Genomic DNA, 22,989 nt, shown 5'->3' on the forward strand with positions numbered 1-22,989 from the left:
TTATTTAGAATAAAAGCTAAATGATGAATTTCCATATTGTCGGGTCTCAACAAAATTTGGATGATCAATCATCTTGCGGTTACTTGGATGTTCTACAATTAAAAGTCCCCCTTCTTTCAATAAATCATTTTCAATGACCAAAGCCGCTAACATCGGTAGCTGACCTAAGTCATAAGGCGGATCAGCAAAAATCAAATCATATTGTTCCTTATCCGATTTGATAAACTTAAATACATCAGCTTTTCTAGCTTTGATCTGCAATAAGTTTAATTTCTTGGCTGTATCAGTTATATAAATTACACATTTACCATGTAAATCAACCGAATTGACCTTTGCTACTCCTCTCGAAGCAAGTTCAAAGGATATATTCCCCGTACCGGCAAATAAATCCAAACAGTCCAATCCATCAAAATCAATTCTATTATTTAAGATATTGAATAATGCTTCTTTTGCAATATCTGTAGTTGGTCTGACAGGTAAATTTTGTGGAGGATTCAACCTCAATCCTGCTGCCTTTCCTCCAATTATTCGCATGTAGGTAAATCTATTAAATAACTTCTCGAAAATTGATTTGACTCTTCGTCCAAGGAAATACTCGGTTTATTGGCTGAAATCTCAATTACCTCATCAGAGTAGGTCTTTAACTTTTGTATAAAGGAATGGTCAACATCCAGACCTGAATATAAAACCTTATTAACCTTTTTATCAATTCCAAAATTCTCAAATAGGTTTAAGATAAAATAACTCAAATCATCATCGCTAACAACTTCAAAGGTATTATAAAACTTAAATTGACCATTGATAAATAAATAGATATCAGCAGTATTATCATCAAATACAACACCTAGAACATCCCCTTTCAATGGAATGTATGGTCTTGCTTGTAATAGATTTAATTTAAACTCAGGAACGAACTTAGCATCTGGAAAAAGGGTTTTCCAACGATGATGCAATAATACATCCAATTGATAGAATGCCTGAATTTGCAAGAACTCAACTGCAGTTTGACTCATTTCCTGTGCAGGATTCTCCATGAATTCCTGGTAATTATCTAAGTCATCTTCTTGATATAAATCATCAGGAACAAAGGTTAAATTATGGGTAGGAATACTCACGTAAACCTTTTGAAATGGCAGAGATAATAGCTTTAGAGCCTCTTCTGAAGGATTATGGCTCTCAAAATTCATATACACCAAAAGTTGATTGTCTTGATCTAAAACATAAAGCTTATCATATTGATAATTCGCTTTTACAATCAGTGTATAATGCGATATATAATGTAAATGAAATTGTTTCGAAGTATAATTCATTCCTTGCAGATGGTATAAACACAAAATTAGTTTTAAAAATTGGATTGACCAACCTTTTGGATAACTTTGGGTTGTGCAAATAAAAAACAGCCTTTTACAACAGTTTTCTCATCAAGCAACCCAACAGCAAGTCGAAGTATTTGAAATTCTCGGTGAATTCCTACATACTTTTGCCGTGGAATCCTGCTTTATACTAAAAGGCTATGCCGGTACTGGTAAAACCAGTATCATTTCTGCATTGGTAAAATCCTTACCTCGATTTCATAAAAGATCTGTTTTATTAGCTCCGACCGGACGTGCCGCCAAGGTAATGTCAGCTTATTCTGGTCGGAATGCCTTGACCATTCATAAAAAGATATATAGGAAGAAAAATGCCGTATCACTAGATATGCAATTCAGCCTAGCCGACAATACACATGAAAACACCTTGTTTATTGTCGATGAGGCTTCCATGATTAGTAATGAAGGGCATAGTATGTTTTCCAATGGATTATTGCATGATTTGATCGAATATGTCCAGTCAGGAGAAAATTGCACCCTTATGTTGGTCGGTGATATTGCTCAGTTGCCTCCTGTTGGAATTGAAACCAGTCCTGCGTTAGATCCTGAATACATGAACGCAGAATTTGGATTAGAGATTTTCAGTTATGAAATGACGGATGTCGTTCGACAGGATAAGAACTCAGGAATTCTATATAATGCGACAAAAATCCGCAATGAAATCCGATTGGATGAAGAATTTGCGGAATATAGCTATCCGCAATTCGTCACTAAATCTTTCAAGGACATTTTTAGGATGAATGGCGAGCGCTTGATTGAAGGTCTTCATTATGCTTATGATAAGTTTGGAATCCAAAATGCCATGGTTATTTGTAGATCCAACAAGTCTGCAAACCTTTATAATCAGCACATTCGAAATCAAATATTGTTTAGGGATGAGGAAATCACAGGTGGAGATATCGTTATGGTCGTGAAAAACAATTACTATTGGCTGCAGGACAATGATGAAAAAAACACTGGATTCATTGCTAATGGAGATATGGCGGTCATCAAGAAAGTCAGTAATGTCCATGAAATGCATGGCTTTAGGTTCGCTGACCTATATCTTGAGTTTATGGACAACAATGAGGGGGATGCGATTCGTTGCAGGGTTCTGCTAGATAGTTTATATGTTGATTCACCCAACCTACCCTATGAACAACAACAGAAACTTTATAATAGCATTGCGGAGGATTATCAAGATATCTATGCAAAAAAAGATCGTATGGAGGCCATTAAAAAAGACCCATATTATAACGCTTTGCAGATTAAATTCGCCTACGCCATTACCTGCCATAAAGCCCAAGGTGGACAGTGGCCATTGGTCTTTATAGATCAAGGCTATATGAATGATGACATGTTGAATACGGAATTTATGCGCTGGCTCTATACCGCGATAACCCGGGCAACTCAGGAACTATTCTTGGTCAATTTCAATGAAAAATTCTACGAAGCCTAAACCTATCAAAAATAATACATGATCCCTTCTTTATTAGGTCAATAAATAGATATTTTCGCTCTTTCAAATATTGACTTAATTAATGTAATGAAGTACTTTTTCTCTTTTATTTTTTTATTAACCTTTGTTATTTCAAATGGACAAGATAAGTCCAATCTTACAAAGCCTAATTACCAACTGGCATCTAAATTCTCACCCAGCAAACTCAGTAAATTAATCTTCTCTACAGAAGTAAATCCCAACTGGATCAATTTCGGTGACAAGTTTTGGTATGAATACAATACCCCGAAAGGTAAAAAATGGTATCTCGTAGACCCCAAAACAAAAAAGAAGTCAGAGCTATTTGACCATGCTGATATGGCAGCAAGAATTACTTCCATCGTTAAGAATCCTTTTGATGCTCAGCATCTTGATATCCGAAACTTACGTTTTATGGATGATGAGAACCTTATCCGTTTTGAGGTTCAAAGCACGAAGGATACGGTCAAATCTAAAGATGAAATCAAGAAATTGACAAATAAAAAGGATACGATCAAAAAGAAGCTTTATTACTTTGAATATAATCTCAGCAATAATAACCTGAAAGAACTAAGCGAAGAAAGTAAGGAAAAAACCAAACTATTCTGGGCTAACTTCAATCCTGATACCAGTAGGGTTTACTACGCTAAAAATTACAACCTATATTGGATGGATTATAGCAATTACCTGAAAGCTCAAAAAGATGAAAAGGACTCTACCATTGTCGAACATCAAATCACGACAGATGGCGTGCAATATTATGCTTGGGGTGGTGATGAATATAGTGTCACGACAGGAGATAAAAAATCGGAGGATGAGGACAAGAAAAAGAGAAAACCTGTTTGGATAAACTGGTCTCCGAATGGTAAATATTTTACTTTGACGCGTAAGGACAACCGTGAGTATAGTGCTCTATGGGTAATCAATAATGTTGCAAAAACAAGACCTACCCTGGAAACCTATAAGTATTTGATGCCGGGTGAAACAGATTCTACTGAAGTTGAGCTTTATATTTTCGATAGCAACACCTTAAAACCTAGACAAATCAATGTTTCAGCTTTTAAAAACCAAACTATAAGCTTATGGAACAAGGATCGCAATAAAGAAAGCTACAAAGGAAAGCATTATATCAATTATTGGTTGGGGAATGATGAGGAATTTTATATCGCTAGATCAAGCCGTGATTTAAAACGCATTGATATCGTTGCAGTCAATACCAATGGCGAAACTAGAACTTTGGTAGAAGAACGTTCAAACGTTTACCAAGATGTCAAAAAACCATATTTTATCAATAATGGAAATCAATTTATCCATTGGTCTCAACGTGATGGATGGGGACATTTCTATCTATACGATAAAAATGGAAAACTCATCAATCAAATTACAAAAGGTGAATTCCATTGTGATGACCTAACAAGATATAATGAGGCAACAGGAACCTTATACTTTAAGGCCAATGGTAAAGAAAAAGACCTTGATCCATATTATACCTTCTATTACTCTGTAAATAAAAATGGGGGTCCAGTAAAATTATTGACTCCTGGAGATTTTGATCATCAGGTTTTAACTAGCGAATCCAGCAATTATTTTGTAGACAACTATTCGAGAGTAAACACTGCTCCTATCAGCAATTTGTATAATGCTTCAGGCCAACTTGTCATGAAATTAGAAGAAACAGATCTTTCTAATCTTTTTGCCGCTGGTTATAAATTCCCTGAGCCATTTAAAGTAAAAGCTGGTGATGGTATTACTGATTTATACGGAGTGATGTACAAACCTTTCGATTTTGATTCTACCAAAACCTACCCTATCATTGAATATGTGTATCCAGGACCTCAAACTGAAGCAGTGAACAAAAGCTTTGGTCGATCGATGGACCGTATTGACCGTTTGGCGCAATTGGGATTCATCGTTATTTCAGTGGGTAACCGTGGTGGCCATCCTTCTCGTTCTAAATGGTACCACACCTATGGATATGGAAACCTTCGGGATTACGGCTTGGAAGATAAAAAAGTAGTTGCTGAGCAATTGGCCGATAAATACTCATTTATTGATGTCAGCAGAGTTGGAATAACTGGCCATTCAGGTGGTGGATTTATGTCTACTGCTGCGATGTTGGTATATCCAGATTTCTTTAAGGTAGCCGTTTCTGGTGCCGGTAATCATGAAAATAACATTTATAACCGTTGGTGGAGTGAAAGACACCATGGAGTAAAAGAAGAAGTTAGTGCAAAAGGGGATACAACCTTCTCTTATAACATCCAAAGAAATACTGAACTGGCAAAAAACCTAAAAGGTAAATTATTGATCGTTACTGGTGACATTGATAATAATGTGCACCCTGCTAACTCAATCCGTATGGTTGATGCTTTAATCAGAGCAAATAAAAGATTTGATTTCTTGCTATTGCCTGGCCAAAGACATGGATTTGGCGATATGACTGAATATTTCTTCTGGAGAATGGCAGATTATTTCAGTCAGCATTTATTGGGTGCTTCTGAAATGAATGAAGTCGATATCATGGAAATGAACAGGGATAAACCAATGAAATAATATCCTGAAAAATCATATTTTCTTTCTATTTTAATGACTAATTATTTCAATAGAAAATATGCCTGATCAAAATACTAGTCATTTTATAGAAGCCCTAAAGCATTTTGGGGCTTCTGACTTGAATGAGGAAATCCTAAAGGAGGTAAACTTGGAACAGTTGCTAGATTGGAGTAAGGATAACCCGGATCAGAGGCTTTGTTTTCGAAGTTCCTGGGCTTTGGAACACCTACTATTAAAGAATAATCAACTCTTTGATTCTACCTATAATCAGTTGCTTGAGAATTTCAAAACCTTAAAAAATTGGAGTGCATTAAGAAGTTATACCAAATTGATAATGTGGTTATTATCAAAGAACAACAAAAATATTAAATTATCTGAAGACCAAAGAGAAATTATCCTAGAAAAGACCTTTAATATTCTAGAAGAGAGCGATTGCCCGATTGCGGTTAAGGTCAATGGCTTTGATATTTTATACCGATTGATACCTTATTATGATTGGTTGGCAAAGGAATTAGGTTTATTGATAGAACTAAACCTTGAAAAAGAAAATACCCCTGCCTTAAAAAGCAGAGGTACCTATATCTTAAAAAGACTAAGAATCTAAGTCTAAAAGAGAGTGTTTCCTTTATTAAAATGGGATTTCCCCAGGTGCTTAAAGGCTAATTCAGTACATTCTCTTCCTCTTGAAGTTCGCATTAAATATCCTTCTTGAATTAAGAATGGCTCATAAACCTCTTCAATTGTTCCTTCATCTTCACCTACAGCAGTTGCAATAGTCTTAAGACCAACTGGACCGCCTTTAAATTTCTCAATAATCGTACTTAAAATGCGATTATCCATCTCATCCAATCCATGCTCATCAACGTTCAATGCATTCAGAGCAAACTGCGATATGGCCTTGTCAATGGAACCATTTCCTTTGATCTGTGCAAAATCCCGCGTCCTTCGCAATAAGGCATTCGCAATCCTTGGAGTTCCTCGACTTCTACGCGCAATTTCAAAGGCTCCTTCTTCTGAAATAGGAACATTTAAGATAATTGCCGATCGCATAACGATGTCTGTTAATAATTTTGAATCATAATATTGAAGCCTCGAATTGATACCAAAACGAGCACGCAATGGTGCAGTCAATAATCCTGAACGAGTAGTTGCACCAACTAAGGTAAATGGATTCAATGATATCTGTACAGAACGGGCATTAGGACCGGTTTCTAACATGATATCAATTTTGAAGTCCTCCATAGCGGAATATAGGTATTCTTCAACTAGAGGGCTTAAACGGTGGATTTCATCAATAAAAAGAATATCTCCTTCTTCCAGGTTGGTTAATAGCCCTGCCAAATCGCCTGGCTTATCCAATACTGGTCCTGAAGTGATCTTTATCCCCACTCCCATTTCATTGGCAATAATATGAGATAAGGTCGTTTTTCCTAATCCTGGAGGGCCATGCAATAAAACGTGGTCTAAAGCTTCACCACGTAATTTCGCTGCCTTTACGAAAATAGAAAGGTTCTCCAATATCTTTGCCTGACCAGTAAAATCGTCAAAACTCTGCGGACGAAGTACCCTCTCCAAATCTTTATCAGTCGGCGTCAGTCTCTCTGGGTTGGGATCAAGGTTTTCATTCATATCTTAGAACACAAATCTTAATTTAACAATTATCTCTCGTAGTTTTTAAATAAACTTCCAAGTTTCATCTGAATTACTCCAAAGAATGCTTCTTTAAAAATCTTCGTACTCATTTTCGAAGTTCCCAAGGTTCTATCTGTAAAAATAATAGGAATTTCGACAACATTAAAGCCATATTGGATGGCTGTAAATTTCATTTCAATCTGGAAAGCATATCCAACGAACTTGATCTTGTCCAAAGGAATGGTTTCTAAAACCTCCCGACGGAAACAAACAAATCCCGCAGTAGCATCCTGAATCTTAATCCTTGTAATCAGACGCACATAAGCCGAAGCAAAATATGACATCAAAACCCGATTCATAGGCCAGTTCACAACATTTACTCCTTTGATATATCGGGAACCAATCGCCATATCAGCACCGCCATTTTTACAAGTGTCCCGTAATCGGATGAGATCATCTGGGTTATGACTAAAATCTGCATCCATCTCAAATATAAATTCATACGACCTTTGAAGGGCCCATTTGAATCCATGAATATAGGCAGTTCCTAATCCCAATTTCCCTTTCCTTTCTTCTATAAAAAGTCTACCGGAAAATTCTGTTGTTTGTAAGGCTTTCACAATATTGGCCGTCCCATCAGGAGAACCATCATCTACAATAAGAATATCAAATTCAATCTCTAATGTAAAGACCTTTCGAATTATTCTCTCTATGTTTTCCTTCTCGTTGTAGGTAGGAATGATAACTATGCTGTCTGACACGCTATATTTTTTAATGCGGTAAAGTTAAGCAATTAGAACCAAACTAATAAGGACTCTCTGACAAGTAATAATCATAAAAAAGCCGAATAAATAACTTATTCGGCTTTTTTCTAATTTACTCCATGCATGAGCTTTTTTATAAATGGAGAGAGGATAATCAATATTGCTCCCGCAATTAATGAATATAGGCCTAACTGCTTATAACCCTCCGTATAAGTTATTAATTTATCGACCAAAGTATCGCCTTCCCTAGCTTGTGCCATGCTTGCACCAATCAACCCGGCAACATATTGACCATATGCACTCGCTAAAAACCACATACCCATCATTATACCCTGCAACTTGGCTGGCGATAATTTGGTCATAATGGAAAGACCTATCGGTGATAAACATAATTCACCAATCGTAATCACCAAAAGCGCTCCAGTAAAAATATCCAATGAGGTAATACCTCCAGTAGCGAAAAATCTGGTTGCATATAGTACGTAATATCCTAATCCTAAAAACAAGAACCCTAATCCGAATTTAATAATCGTATTCGGTTCCAATTTACGCTTCGCTAACCATAACCATAATAAACCAAATAATGGCGCCAGAATAATGATAAACAAGGCTCCTCCAGAATTATTTACTCCATTTGGATCAAGTCGAATTGCACCACCCAGAACGGTATCATTTAAGTTCTTTGCCGCAAAAATACTCAGGGAGCCACCGCTTTGTTCGTAAATCCCCCAAAATACAATGGAAAATAATATGAAGACAAGCGCAGCAACCAATTTATGGAATTCCTTCTTTTCAACTTTTGACATTTCATAAAACAAGTATATCAAAGTCATTGGTCCAATAATGGCCATAAAGTAATTCGTATACTCGGTTTTCGAAACCATGATCTGAATCAATGGAATAAATAGCAAGGTCCCGATATATACGGCATATTCTACCCATTTCGGCAATGCTTTAGATTGAATAATCGCATCTGGATGCCCTGGTTGTAATCCAATTGGACCTAACTCATGTTTCGTAAATTGGAAATTAATCAAACTGATCAACATACCTACTGCAGCTAGTCCAAAAGCAACATTCCAACGATATGCTTCATCGATTACTGAACTCAACATATAGCCTTTCCCAATAGCAACACAGATATAGCCCCCTAAGAATGCACCTAGGTTAATCCCTGCATAGAATAAGGAAAATCCAGCATCACGACGGTTATCACCATCTTTATACAGCTCACCGACCATAGTAGAAATGTTTGGCTTAAAAAATCCTGTACCAATAATGATAAAAGCTAAACCGAAATAAAAAAACTGATGGGTATCAATGGATAATAGCGCTGAGCCCACAATCATCAACAAACCTCCAAAAAACAAAGACTTCCGAAATCCTAAAATCTTATCTGCAAATAATCCTCCGATAAAAGTAAATGCATAAACAAAGGCTTGGGTAGCTCCATATTGAAGGTTGGCTTCACTTTCACCAAAATTTAATTGGGTAATCATAAAGAATACCAACATCCCGCGCATCCCGTAAAAACAGAATCGCTCCCACATCTCAGAAAAAAATAACCTCCAGATTTGTTTGGGGTATTTTCCCGAAAAGTTTTGAATCTCCGCAAGAGATTCTTGTGCTTTAGTAGCCATAATAAATGTAATAATTGGTTCTATTTAACCCCATGCATCAATTTCTTCACAACTGGATTCAATAACATCACCAACAAACCGGCAGCAATGGGAACAATTGTAAAAATCAAGAAAAAGGTACTTAATGAATATTCCTTCGTAATATTATCGATCTGACCACCTAAAATCGCAGCTAACTTATTTCCAATAGCTAAAGCTAAATACCACATCCCAAACATAAACCCAATCATTCGTGCTGGAGCTAATTTTGATACATAAGATAAGCCTACTGGCGATAAGCATAACTCGCCGAGTGTATGGAACATATAGGCCAGAATCAGCCAAACCATCGAAACCTTCACTCCTGCCTGTAATCCATTTGCCCCAAAAGCCAAGAGCCCAAATCCTATTGCCATAATAATTAATCCCATACCATATTTTACGGTAGCAGGTGGATTATATTTTGAATCCCAAATTTTAGAAACGAAATTGGCAAAGGTGATGATAAAGAATGAGTTCATGATGGAAAACCATGAAACAGCAATTTCTGAAGATTCAGCTGTGAATTCCTTATAAAGCATCCATAGGGCAATTCCCCAAATCCCTCCAAAACAAAGCATTTGCACCAAATTGGATAATGGCGCTTTTCCAAAAGTTTTCTTGGTTAGCATTGCTACAGCGTAGGTAACAAATAATAATGGAACAACCGTTAATAAACTGTTGATTACATTGAATGCCATCAAAGAATCACCAGATAAACTTCTGTCAACACTATCCCGCGCAAATATCACTAATGAAGAAGCCCCTTGTTCAAAGGACATCCAAAAGAAAATAACGAAGAATGCAAAGATGATGACGGCTATCAATCGGTCCCGAACAACTTTGGTATATCTAGTTAAACGCGAAATAACAACAAATAGGAACAAAATTAAAGCTGCTATTATGGCTACATTCTGTCCTGCCATGGAACCAATTTGTAAACTAGATAATATATCTATTCCTGAAATCTTAGAAAGTGGATCATTGAAAGCATATCCAAGACCTAAAATAGTCATGATTACGATTAGAATAATATCTAGACCTGTAAATGGATTGGGCTTATCATCTGGATTTTCAGCACGCATTGCCTCTGCTTTAGCTTCCTTCTGCTCTGCTGTAGGAGGATCACCAACTGTTCCGAAAATAGGTTTGGCAAACCAAAATTGAAGAGTTCCTAAAAACATAAAAATCCCCGCCAGACCAAATCCCCAGTGCCATCCTACTTTCTCACCCAAATAACCACATAACATCATCCCAAAAAATGCACCTGAATTAACACCCATGTAAAAGATAGTATAGGCAGCATCTTTTTTCTGAGGAAACTTCTTGTACATTTCTGACAGAATGGAAGTCATATTCGGTTTAAAAAAACCGGTTCCTAATACTAGTGCTCCTAATCCAAGGTACAAGAATAATGGAGTATCAAAGGCCATAAACAAGTGCCCTAAGGTCATAATCGCAGCTCCTATTACAATCGCATAACGATAGCCGAGATACTTATCTGCTAATATTCCTCCAAAAATTGGAGAAATGTACAATAACATCGCGTAGGTACCATACAATGCTCCTGCTTGAACTGGATCCCAACCCCATCCTGAAAAAGGACTGCCGGAAATAATCGCACTGGTTAAAAAATTGATCAGGAGGACACGCATCCCATAAAAGGAAAAACGCTCCCACATCTCCGTGAAAAACAAGACAAATAGTCCCGAGGGATGGCCCAAAACCAAATTCCCATCCAGTCCCTGCTTCTCTAATTCCGCTGAAAATGAAGCATCTGTAGATTTACTCATAAACTATATTTTCTACTTAGTGTTAATATTGAATTTGTAAAAATAAATAAAACTTTCAGGTTTCCACCGATTCTCTGAAATCACAATCCCATTTGACCTATCTATTCTTCAATCTCTTTTATCAAAAAAGGCTGAATCGTTTATCAATTCAGCCTAATTATATCTTATTTTAACTCCAATTATTATTGAATGCCATGCATCATTTTCTTTAATTTTCCGTTGAACATTAATAGAAGTAATGCAACAAAAATTGGTAATGCAGCAATAATCAAAAAGAATACGGTCATGGAATATGTTTCAGTAATCTTATCAATATATGAACCAGTCATACCTGCAATGAAGTTTGCAATGGCAGACGCTGTAAACCATAATCCAAATAATAATCCGGCAAATTTCTTAGGCGAAAGCTTACTTACATACGATAATCCCACTGGAGATACACATAACTCTCCAGTAGTATGGAAGAAATAAGCTAATATCAACCAAATCATGCTAACCGATGCGGTTTGCGCTCCTGAAGGGATAGACATAGATCCATAAGCCAATGCCAAGAACCCTACTGCTACCAATATCAATCCAAATGCGAATTTCACCGGTCCTGAAGGATTCCATACTTTCTCCCATAATTTAGAGAAGGAAGAAGCTAGGGTGATGATGAAGAAGGAATTTAAGATCTGAAACCAAGAAACGGTTACTTCTGTAGTATCTACTGTAAATTCTCTATTTACTTTCCAGATTCCCAATGCCCAAATAATGGCAAAGGAAATAGCCGTAAAAATAACTGTCAAAGGATATTTACTGAAAATCTGTTGTGATAATTTGAATAATACCCATGTCACGATCAAAATCGGGAATATCGTTAATGCCGCATCTACCCATTTGAAAATCTCTCCAGCATTACCATCTAATACACGTTGAGTATAGTTTTTTGCAAAAATGGTCATTGAACCTCCGGCTTGCTCAAATGCAAAGAAAAAGAAGATACTCGCAATCATTAATACGGCAACTACAATTAAACGATCTCTAACCACATTCTTAGGAGTATGATCCTCTTCTGCAATATTATGAACATGCTCTTCTGGCGTATGAACTGTCCCCGGTTTTTCTCCAATTACTCCAAAAATCTTTTGAGCAAAATAAAATTGAACCATACCAAAGAACATAAATACTCCAGCTAATCCAAATCCATAATGCCAACCAATTTTCTCACCGATATAACCACATAATAACATTCCTAGGAATGCTCCTGAGTTAATACCCATGTAGAAAATAGTATAACCAGCATCTTTCTTTGCTGATGAATCTGGGTATAATTGCCCAACCATCGAAGAAATATTCGGTTTGAACATACCATTACCCAGGATCATGAGTACTAATCCTATATAAAAAAATGTGTTGGAAGAACCTTCTAAGGCCATTGAAGCGTGACCTAAGGTCATAATTAATGCTCCCCATAATATAGCTTTCCGGTAGCCGGTTAATTTATCGGCAATCATACCACCAATTAATGGTGTCAAATAAACCAATCCAGTATACCATGCATACAATTCCATGGCTTCACCATTGGTCCATCCCCAACCACCTTTTACAATCTCGGTGATTAAGAAGACAGTTAATAAGGCACGCATCCCATAATAACTGAAACGCTCCCACATCTCAGTAAAGAACAGGACAAATAGACTTGCAGGATGCCCCATCACCATTTTATCGTCAACGCCTTGTTTGGCAAGGTGTTGGACCAATTCTTGGTCTTTTTCTTGATTCATCGGTTATTGATATTTATGTTAATATAGAATTAATTACAGAACATTATTTTTTCAGGATAGCAAATTAACAAATTTTTATTTAGAATTTGCAGCTTTCTATTTTCAACAACTATCCCAAAATTTATATTCTTATGAATCATTTTTTTAACGATAGTTTAATGATAATTTAAAAGTCCACCCCTTTTCTAGGATTGAATTTTTAAAAAGAAATAGAAGAAAAATTACCAAATCATAAACAGACCTACAGCATCACAACCAAATACTCAACCATCTCCACTATTTGATGTCAATTATGTATTTTTCTTGTTTTCAAATAAACCTCCCCTTTCCCGAATTCAACTTTAATATATTCTTAATTTTTCGAATCCTAAACTTATTGTGTAAACATTTTTTTACGTTGATAACTTTATTTTCCATCAACAACCTGTATTATAATATTTATTGAAAATCAATAATAATCAAGATAAGGCCAAAATTCAGCCCATAAAAAAAGAGGCAAAACTATTGTCTTGCCTCCTTCAATCATTTTCCGATCTTATTTAAATCTCTCTAAAAGAGTTTTAGTCAATTTAATACCTTCATCTTCTGAAATATTGCTTCCTTCGTATTCGATGCCCACATAACCTTTATATCCAGCATTCTTTACGATCTCCATCATTTTTCCGAAGTCTACTTTCGTATCATTGCCATTGGCATCGAAATCATGTGATTTTGCACTTACTCCTTTGGCATATGGCATTAATTCAGCAACTCCCTTATAACGATCATACTCGTAAAAGTTTCCAAAATCAGGCAAACTACCACAATTCTTCTTACCTACTGTCTTTAAGACGTCTGATAACCAGTCTCCATGTGAAGAAATACCACCGTGGTTTTCTACTACAACTGAGATTTTACCCTTTTTACCATAATCAGCTAAAGTAGCCAAGCTTTTTACAACTTGATCTTTAACCTCTTCTTTAGTTCCTTCTCCGGCAGCATTTACACGAATCGCATGACATCCTAAGAAATTTGCTGCATCAATCCATTTATAATGGTTTTCTACCGCCTGCTTACGTTTCGCCTCATCGCGATCGCCTAAGCTTCCTTCGCCATCAACCATTATCAGGACGTTCTTCACGCCATTGTCTTTTGCCCGGTTATTCAAATCCTTTAAGTAGGTCATATCCTTTGCCTTATCCTTAAAGAACTGATTTACATATTCAACTCCATAAATGCCAAAATTCTTGGCAGTATACTCAGGAAAATCAATGTTTTTTAAATCACCTTTGAAAAGTTTTTTATGTAAGGACCACTCCGCTAATGAAATTTGAAACCAATCTTTCTTGGCTGCAAATACATCTAATGATGGTGCTAGGGTTACCCCTGCTGTTACTAGTCCTAGGTTTCTTAAAAACTCTCTTCTTGAACTCATGATTTTGTTATATAAGTGTTATTAGATATTAGCCCATCCAGACGTTAATACATCTACAAGATGCATTGTCTTAATGGGAAGTTGATTCTTTTCTATATAGGCCTGTAACTGCAACAAACATGATGAGTCTGTCGAAATAATATAATCAGCCTTTACATTTAATGCATTCTGAACCTTCTGCTCCGCCATCGCCGCTGAAATACCTTCAAATTTCACCGCAAAGGTTCCTCCAAATCCACAACAGGTCTCTTGATCGCGCATCTCGACAATCTCTAATCCCCCAACATGACTCAATAGTCGTCTTGGCTCCTCTTTGATCTTACATTCGCGCAATGCCGAACATGAATCATGGTAAACCGCTGTACCAACCAATTCTGCTCCAAAATATTCCTTCTGCAAAACATTCACCAGAAAATCACTGATCTCAAAAATATTACGTTGAATGGATCTGCATTTATTATGCTCGATGGAATTCGTAAATAAATCATCATAGCCCCCTCTAACCATTCCAACACAGGATGCTGAAGGACTAACTATGGGATGCTCATCATTGAAGTCATTCAAAAATTTCTGACCTATCTTTTTTGCATCATCCCAAAATCCCGCATTATAAGCCGGTTGACCACAACAGGTCTGATCCGTATTATATACAACCTTACAACCCGCCTTCTCTAACAACTTCACCGTATTGAAGGCAGTTTCCGGATATAACTGATCAATAAAACAGGGAATAAATAACTCTACTTTATGCATTAATCGCCTTGAATAATCTGTAATTTATTAAATTTTAACACACGAAACAACAACAAAAACCCAATGATAAAATATACAGACAGAAACAATGCCGAATATCGAATATTTTGTGTTATCTGTTCTATAATGCCGAAACTAAATAAACCAATCACAATGGCTACTTTTTCGGTTACATCATAAAAACTAAAAAATGAAGTCGTATCCTCAATATCTTCTGGAATTAACTTCGAATAAGTCGATCTGGATAAGGACTGTATCCCTCCCATCAATAATCCAACTGTAAAGGCCATACCGTAAAATTGATACTCATTGCTCATATAAAATGATGCACAACAGATCAATATCCAAAAGAATACTACAACTATCAATACCTTGATATTTCCAACTTTCTTCGCAGCAACCGACATCAAATAAGCCCCTCCAATCGCAACAATCTGTATCAATAGTATGGAAGCAATCAACTTGCTCGCCCCTAGGTTTAACACCTTCTCACCAAATGCTGCAGCAACAATCAATAGTGTCTGAATGCCCATCGAATAAAAGAAATAGGCCGGCAAAAAGGTCTTGATCGCCTCTATCTGTTTGATCTGACCCAATACAGTAGTAAACTCCTTCTTAACCTTGGTAAAAAATGGAAGCCTCTCTGATCCTACAGTAGGTTTATTCCTAGGTAAAAACTTAAATGGAATCTGGGCAAATAACAACCACCATAAGCCAACTAATAAAAAGGAGAATCTCGCAGGAAAGGATCCATCTGTAATACCAAACCACTCAGGTTTGAAAATGAAAATAAAACAGATAATCTGTAAGGTCACACATCCTACATATCCATAGGCAAACCCTTGTGCACTGACCCTGTCTTGCTGATCTGGACTGGCTATGATCGGTAAATAAGAGTTATTGAAGGCTACCCCGCCTATATAACCCATCGCCGCCAAAGCATAACAGAAAATACCCCATTCTAAAGTATTCAGCTTAAAGAAAAATAAACCCATACAAGCTATGGCGCCAATATAGGTGAATAGTTTCATGAAAAACTTACGCTTACCAGCTGCATCTGAATAGGCCGAAATAAATGGTAAACCCAAGGCCATCAATAAATAAGCTATGGATAAGGCAAAATTCGATAAAGCAGTATTGATCACCTCAATTCCAAAAAATGATACTGTATCATTGGTATTTGGATTCTTCGTAATCGTCGTATAATAAACAGGAAAAATCGTGGAATTGATAACCAGGTTATAAGCTGAATTCGCCCAATCATACATGGACCATGACCGAATTAACTTCTTATCATTCTTTTTGAATATTTTCATAAGATTTGCTTATGCGAATATAGCATTTGATTTTTGAACTGGTTTAAAAATTTTCGTAGATATGCGTTACGATTCTTACCATTTCTTTACGAACTGGCGATGAACTCCCCATGAAGTTATTGTTCAAAAAGGAAAAAGCATACCGTTTCCCTTTTTTGGTCAAAATATAACCACTCTGACAATGAACGCTATTGATTGTTCCGGTTTTGGCCCAAACAAAGGCTTTACCGCCTGGAGTTGGATAGACATTTTTCAAAGTACCTTCTAATCCTCCAGCTGGAAATAAATACAATTTCGCTGTCTCATCGCGAACTTCGTTGTTTATCTCAAGTAATACTTGAACCATACTCCGTGGAGTAATCTTATTATAACTCGATAATCCACTTCCATCTCGCAATTCAATGGAGTCACTCAACTTGCTATAATAGGTATCCTTCATGTATTGACGAAGGTCCTCCGTCTTAAAACTATTGTATTTCAAAAATGAAGCAACCATGTTTAGCTGTTCTGCAAGAAAATTATCACTCGGCAACATCATCTCCCGCTCTACCTCTCTTTTTGGAACAGAGTTGAGAATCTTAAAATTTGAAGGTAATGGCTGATTGACCAAACCAACATTCTTCTTTAAAGTGTCCTGAAGTAAGATGACCAGCAAACTATCACTTGGGCGGAATGGTTTTTCATTGACATAATTCTTTGGCAATGGAAGCTCATTGACTTCATAGCTGTTATTCTCCATTGCCCTATGAATCCTATACCGTGTTGTCGTATCGGACAACTGCTTTACATCCCTTTCAAAATAGCTAGGAAATAATCGCAATTGACCATTAACTTCCCTAAATTGAACCACATTACCATATATTGGAAAAGGAAATAATTCCGGTTGATAATAGAATTCATAATCCTCAATTGACCAACCATTTCTATAGGTTGGCTCTTGTGTTGCAGTACTTGAATAGAATAACTTTTTATTGCTGTTTTTCAAAAAGTTATATACTCGACCATTATCCAATCTTGGATGCAAGAATGTTGGATCCCCAGTTCCCCAAAATATGAGGGAATCTCCACGTTCTACATAAGCAATTCCAGGAATAGAATCCCCAATTAATTTTAAGGAGGCAAATAAGGTAAAGACTTTGGTGTTTGATGCAGGAGTAAAATGCTTGTCTTGATTATGATCATAAACGAAACGCTGTTCATCAATATCATACAGACTAAATCCATAGTAATGTTTTGGTAATACCTCGGATTTTTGGAACTCTTGATTTAGGTTTTGGATTAATTGTGCCTTGGATTGTAAACAAGCCAATAAACCCAGTAGGATTAATATGCTTCTCATTTGGTAAACTTAGTAATTTTTCTACTTTTTTATTAATTGAAACAAAGTTTTTATAGTTCAAAAAGAAGGGCCGATCTTAATGATCAGCCCTTAATTCTCTTATTGAATTAACTCCTTAATTCTGTTTTAAGTTTTCGTTCCTATCTAACTCTGTTTGAGGGATTGGCCAATATTCATTCTTTGGTCCAAAAGTAATCCCTTTATAAGGGCTAAGAATTCCTCCTTCAAAGGCTGAATAGCTTTCAACAGTCTCTTTCGCAATTCCCCAACGAACCAAGTCAAAGAATCTATGACCTTCTAAAGCCAATTCTAATCTTCTTTCGAAGCGAACTGCTTTACGAGCATAATCCGCGCTAGGGAAATTTGGATAAGGTTTTACATTATATTTGGCAGCATTAACCCCTGTAGCAGTTTTCTTAGGTGCTAATTTCGCAGCACGAGCACGAACTGAATTCACCAATTTCAATGCTCCAGCTAAGTTACCTGCTTCAATCTCACACTCCGCAGCCATTAAATAAACATCCGCAAGACGAATAATGTTCACATCTAATCCTGTGATGTAAGCCTCTCCTGGCGCTGTATTGGATGCAAATTGAGATTTAGGAACCATTTGCTTTCCAGGTAAAAATGGCCCAGCAAACGAAGGCTCTCTAATCCATGAATCACCTGGCATAATTCCATAATCTAAAAATTCAACCCCTCTTCTTGCAATAGTATAGTCAATACGTGGGTCAAAAGCCAAATTAACATTAAGAACATAGTCCTCTTTCGCTTTCCCTGTTAATTTGAAATCAGAATAATATGGATCATTTCTATAAGTATCTAATAATGGTAATCCATTGGCATCTACCTTGAAGGAATTTACCAAATCAAATGTCGGATTATAAAATCCACAACAACTTACCGGTGCATTACCATAGAATCCTGATAACATATCCCCCACATTTCCATTTTCAGCATTACCATTTCCATTAATCGCATGCTTGGAAACCATCACTACCTCAGGACCGTTCTCTTTAGTCACATCAAAATTGTCGCGGAAACCCATATTCTCTAGGTTCTTGCCTGCCATAACATCTTTAAACAATGGTAAAGCTTCGCTGTATTTCTTTTGATATAATAAGAACTTTCCCAGATAAGCTTTAGCAGCAATTTTATCCATTCTACCAAATTCATTCTTGATTTTTGTAGCTGGCAAATTATCTACCGCAAATTTTAAATCCGCCTCGATCTTAGGCTTAATATCCGGCTCATTTGAAACTTTTAACGCCTCTTCCAAAGTCGTGTTCTCATCGATATATGGAATATTCTTAAAAATCCTCCATAAATAAAAATAATAGTGAGCACGCAGCATTCTTGCCTCGCCTTGAATTTCCTTCGCACGTTCAGCTGTAATGGCCTTCTCACCTGCTTGGTCATCATTCAATAACTTCAAGGTCGTGTTACAACGTTGAATACCTTCGTAATAAACCTGCCACATCGAACTCAAGTTGTCATTGACACTGGTAGCTTTAAAGGTCTCAATATTCATCATATAAGGCTGGTCAGATGAACTGGAACCTTTGTGGGCATTACCACCAGCAACCTCCCCAAATAGCCATTGACTCGGAGCCGAAGCATAATTCCCCCATGTTCCACTCACATTACCATTTAAAATACTATATGCACCTATTAATGCACCTTCAACACCATCCTTATTCCCTACCTGGGGCTCAGATAACTGCCCCTGAGGTAATTTCTGTAAAAATTCTTTCCCACAGGAACTAACTAATAGCATCCCCGCTCCTAAAAGAATCATTAATTTATTTCGTTTCATGATTGTACTTTTTAAATTAATTCCCGATTAAAACCCTAAACTAAGACCAAATGTGTATTGGCGTGCTTGCGGATAAATACCAAAGTCAACACCTAATGCCGGATAATCTGATGGAGTCGCCGAAATCTCAGGATCTAAACCCTCATATTTGGTAATCGTAAATAAATTGGTTACCCCAAAATAAACTCTGAACTTGTTAAATGTGGTATTGTCGCCAAATAACTTCTTCGTTTGGAAATTATAGCCTAATTGGAAGTTCTTTAATTTTAAGAAACTACCATCTTGAATATAATAACTTGAAGTCGCAACTTCCATCTCATTCAAATCTGAACCCGGATTTACAACCGTTGGAACATCGCTATTGTGATTATCTGGACGCCATGAATTTAATGTTCTCACACTTTTTTGACCATCAAATACACCAAAGTCTGTGAAGTAACGTGTCGCCTCATATAAGTCATTCCCTTGTGAACCATAGAAGTATAATAATACATCAAAGTTTTTATAGGCTGCATTCAAATTCAAGGAATAAACAAAATCTGGATGTGGTGATCCGATAACTGTTCTGTCTTCTGGACCTAATACGCCATCACCATTTAAATCTGCATATTTAATACCTCCTAAACGGGCACCACCATATTTTGGAGAATTATTTAAGTCGGCCTCATCACGATAAACTCCAATCGCTTGATAGCCATAAAATGCTCCAAATGGCTCGCCAGCTTTTAATAATGAGGTTTGCATTGAACGGAATGCACCATAATTTACTTGGGCTACCGCAGGTGATAAGGCTACAACTTCATTTTTGTATTTCGAGAAGTTTGCTGCTACATCAAATGTAAATGCAGATTCTTGTCTATATCCATAGTGATATCCTAAAGACGCCTCAATACCTCTATTTCTCATTTCACCAATATTTTGAACCGGTGCAGTCGCACGACCTACTGCTGTAGCTGGCAATGGAACACGGAATAACATATCTGTTGTAGATTTATTAAACCAATCAATCGATCCATCAAAATCCCCATTTAATACTGTGAAGTCCAAACCTAGATTTAAGGAACTTACCTGTTCCCATTTGATGTTTTCATTTGGATAATCACTTTTCCAAACACCAGTTACAATCTCATTATTAATCGGATACGATGATGCTGTTAAAGAAGTAGTATATCTAGCTAAATACTGATAAGCACTGATCCTTTGGTTACCCGTAACCCCGTAACCTGCACGTAGCTTTAAGTCAGTCAACCATTCTGCTCCTTTAGCAAATTCTTCCTGAGAAATACGCCATGCTCCACTTACCCCTGGAAATACACCATATAAATGGTTCGCTCCAAAGTTGGATGAACCGTCACGACGAACTGTTGCACTCAATAAATAACGGTCTTTATACGCATAGTCTGCCTTACCCATAATAGAGAACATGGAACCAACCGATCCGGATCCACCATTACTAATGTTTGTACTACCTGCATCTAGATAGAAGTAATCCAAACTATTTAATATAAAGTATCCATTACGTCCACCTGAAATCCCTCTATTACGGTTTGAGATCGCCTCTGTACCTACTAGCACGTTTAAGGTATGATCTTCACCCAAATTAGGCTTATAATTTAAAGTATTCGTCCAGGTCCATTCCGTAGTATATCCATGATACTCACTCATACCATTATTGAAACTACCTTCTGAGAACTCTGGGTTTGGATAATTGTAACTTACTCCGTTGTAATTCTCATAGCGTAATCCAAAACTTGAACGGTAAGTTAAGCCATCAATGATGTCATACTCACCGAATGCATTACCAAAGAAGAAATTAGAACGATTCATATTATCTTTCGCCCTGAATGCCATTGCAACTGGGTTCTGACCATTCCCTAATTTATATCCTTTAGATCCCGCAAAATTTTTACCCTCATCATATACCGGGATGACATTTTGGATACGATAAGCAAATCCTAACACAGAGCCTTCGCCCTGGTATCCACCTGCCGTATTTGGATTAACCCCCATACCGTATCCTTCGGTATAGGCATAGGATAGATTTTCTCCAAATCTTAACTTTTTGTTAAAGGCACTGAATTGAGTATTCGTTCTAGCATTATAACGTCTAAATCCGGTATGGATAATGCTACCTACTTGATCCAAATATCCTCCAGACATTGAGTATTGAGCATTGTCAGTTCCTCCAGAAGCACTTAACTGATAAGACTGAATTGGTGCATTTTGAGATAATTCTTTAAACCAATCTGTCCCTGCTTTATTTGCTTTTGTAATCTGATAAAAGGCATTTGGATCTTTCAAATCATAATTGTATTTGGACATATCCGCATCGGAAGCCGTAATACCAGTGGTTTTCCCTCCGGCTAATAAATATTCTGGAATTGTTCTGTCGATTCCAAATAAATCCTTTTCTAAATCAATAATTTGCTGAGGACTTAACATTTTAGGAAATGCTCCTGTATTAGGAACTCCTGTACCTACATAAGCATCAAGATTAAGAGCCGTACGACCTGATTTACCAGTTTTGGTTGTAATAATGACAACCCCATTATTCGCACGAGCACCATAAATAGATGCTGCAGAAGCATCTTTCAGCACCTGCATACTCTCAATGTCATTCTGGTTCAACCAACTCAATTTACCCTCAAATGGAACACCATCAATGATATACAAAGGCTCGTTGTTATTAATGGTTGAATAACCACGAATACGGATTTGTGGTGTAGAACCTGGAGCTCCATCATTTACGATTTGAACCCCTGTTGCACGACCCTGTAATGCTTCAACAGCACTACCCGCGGGCTGTGACTTTAATTCATTCACATTTACTACAGCAACAGAACCTGTTAAATCTTTTTTCCGTTGCGCGCTATAACCCGTAACGATAACTTCCTCAAGATTACTACTATCTTCTGTTAGAGAAATGACAATAGGTTGTGTCGCAGATGTTACGGTATGCCTTGCCGATGCGTAGCCCACGTATGTAACTACTAGAATGTCATTCGGTTGCGCATCAATTTCAAAATTACCGGATACATCTGTTGAGGTACTACTGGTCTTGCCGACAATTTTAATCGTCGCTCCAGCTATCGGCTCACCAGCCTGGTTGACGATTTTTCCTTTAACTGGACTTTGCATCGCATACAGTGGATGCATTGCGATTTTATTCCAGATCGATACTTCTGAAGCCGACACACTACTCATACTGAGTAGACCCATCGAGATCAGAAGACCACTTTTTAGCATTCTCTTGGGAATAAAAGAATTGCTATGGAATTTCATTGATCTTCCCATAATAAAATTTGTTAGTTAGTTTGTTAAATTATTAGTTCAATTCTGTTCCGTATCTAACTCTTAGG

At 36.9% G+C, this 22,989-nt stretch carries 16 protein-coding genes; 3 read left to right on the forward strand and 13 right to left on the reverse strand.

Going from position 1 to position 22,989, the window contains the following annotated elements; all coding sequences use genetic code 11:
* Both PZ892_RS09455 and PZ892_RS09460 read right to left on the reverse strand, forming a co-directional pair.
* On the reverse strand, window positions 1-534 hold the full coding sequence (locus PZ892_RS09455; RefSeq protein ID WP_277710918.1) for an RsmD family RNA methyltransferase: 534 nt from the start codon (window positions 532-534) through the stop codon (window positions 1-3).
* Window positions 525-1,310, reverse strand: a complete 786-nt coding sequence (locus PZ892_RS09460; RefSeq protein ID WP_094256499.1) for a DUF3822 family protein — start codon at window positions 1,308-1,310, stop codon at window positions 525-527. Before PZ892_RS09460 ends, PZ892_RS09455 begins: the two co-directional genes overlap by 10 nt.
* Window positions 1,311-1,383: 73 nt before the next feature.
* On the opposite strand from PZ892_RS09460, the gene PZ892_RS09465 reads away from it, so the two are divergent.
* From PZ892_RS09465 to PZ892_RS09475, 3 genes are all read left to right on the forward strand, one after another.
* The gene (locus PZ892_RS09465) at window positions 1,384-2,808 is read left to right on the forward strand and encodes an AAA family ATPase (RefSeq protein WP_277710919.1); all 1,425 of its coding nucleotides are present in this window, start codon (window positions 1,384-1,386) and stop codon (window positions 2,806-2,808) included.
* 87 nt (window positions 2,809-2,895) lie between these two features.
* Window positions 2,896-5,379 carry a DPP IV N-terminal domain-containing protein gene (locus PZ892_RS09470; protein WP_277710920.1) on the forward strand — a complete coding sequence of 828 codons (2,484 nt, stop codon included), beginning with the start codon at window positions 2,896-2,898 and terminating at the stop codon, window positions 5,377-5,379.
* 58 nt (window positions 5,380-5,437) lie between these two features.
* On the forward strand, window positions 5,438-5,983 hold the full coding sequence (locus PZ892_RS09475; RefSeq protein ID WP_277710921.1) for a hypothetical protein: 546 nt from the start codon (window positions 5,438-5,440) through the stop codon (window positions 5,981-5,983).
* A gap of 2 nt (window positions 5,984-5,985) precedes the next feature.
* Here PZ892_RS09475 and ruvB read toward each other — a convergent pair whose 3' ends face one another.
* The 11 genes from ruvB to PZ892_RS09530 form a co-directional block, all read right to left on the reverse strand.
* Window positions 5,986-7,008 carry a Holliday junction branch migration DNA helicase RuvB gene (gene ruvB, locus PZ892_RS09480; protein ID WP_182498578.1) on the reverse strand — a complete coding sequence of 341 codons (1,023 nt, stop codon included), beginning with the start codon at window positions 7,006-7,008 and terminating at the stop codon, window positions 5,986-5,988.
* Window positions 7,009-7,037: 29 nt separating this feature from the next.
* Entirely contained in the window at window positions 7,038-7,772 is a 735-nt protein-coding gene (locus PZ892_RS09485) for a polyprenol monophosphomannose synthase (protein WP_277710922.1), read from the reverse strand.
* A 110-nt stretch (window positions 7,773-7,882) separates the two neighbouring features.
* Window positions 7,883-9,415, reverse strand: coding sequence for a peptide MFS transporter (locus PZ892_RS09490; protein WP_277710923.1), 1,533 nt, complete (start codon window positions 9,413-9,415; stop codon window positions 7,883-7,885).
* A gap of 20 nt (window positions 9,416-9,435) precedes the next feature.
* Window positions 9,436-11,226, reverse strand: a complete 1,791-nt coding sequence (locus PZ892_RS09495; RefSeq protein WP_094256506.1) for a peptide MFS transporter — start codon at window positions 11,224-11,226, stop codon at window positions 9,436-9,438.
* Window positions 11,227-11,408: 182 nt separating this feature from the next.
* Entirely contained in the window at window positions 11,409-12,992 is a 1,584-nt protein-coding gene (locus tag PZ892_RS09500) for a peptide MFS transporter (RefSeq protein WP_094256507.1), read from the reverse strand.
* 535 nt (window positions 12,993-13,527) lie between these two features.
* The gene (locus tag PZ892_RS09505; protein ID WP_182498573.1) at window positions 13,528-14,406 is read right to left on the reverse strand and encodes a sugar phosphate isomerase/epimerase family protein; all 879 of its coding nucleotides are present in this window, start codon (window positions 14,404-14,406) and stop codon (window positions 13,528-13,530) included.
* Window positions 14,407-14,427: 21 nt separating this feature from the next.
* Window positions 14,428-15,159: a (Fe-S)-binding protein gene (locus PZ892_RS09510; protein WP_094281802.1), complete on the reverse strand. Its 732-nt coding sequence runs from the start codon at window positions 15,157-15,159 to the stop codon at window positions 14,428-14,430.
* Window positions 15,159-16,475: an MFS transporter gene (locus PZ892_RS09515; RefSeq protein WP_182498572.1), complete on the reverse strand. Its 1,317-nt coding sequence runs from the start codon at window positions 16,473-16,475 to the stop codon at window positions 15,159-15,161. The genes PZ892_RS09510 and PZ892_RS09515 overlap by 1 nt, the downstream gene beginning before the upstream one ends.
* A gap of 43 nt (window positions 16,476-16,518) precedes the next feature.
* Window positions 16,519-17,814: a D-alanyl-D-alanine carboxypeptidase gene (locus tag PZ892_RS09520; RefSeq protein ID WP_277710924.1), complete on the reverse strand. Its 1,296-nt coding sequence runs from the start codon at window positions 17,812-17,814 to the stop codon at window positions 16,519-16,521.
* Between the two features lie 115 nt (window positions 17,815-17,929).
* On the reverse strand, window positions 17,930-19,630 hold the full coding sequence (locus tag PZ892_RS09525) for a RagB/SusD family nutrient uptake outer membrane protein (RefSeq protein WP_256962575.1): 1,701 nt from the start codon (window positions 19,628-19,630) through the stop codon (window positions 17,930-17,932).
* A gap of 27 nt (window positions 19,631-19,657) precedes the next feature.
* Entirely contained in the window at window positions 19,658-22,924 is a 3,267-nt protein-coding gene (locus PZ892_RS09530) for a TonB-dependent receptor (protein WP_277710925.1), read from the reverse strand.
* Between the last annotated feature and the right edge of the window lie 65 nt (window positions 22,925-22,989).

This window comes from Sphingobacterium sp. WM (genome assembly GCF_029542465.1).
Taxonomy (GTDB): Bacteria; Bacteroidota; Bacteroidia; order Sphingobacteriales; family Sphingobacteriaceae; genus Sphingobacterium; species Sphingobacterium cellulitidis.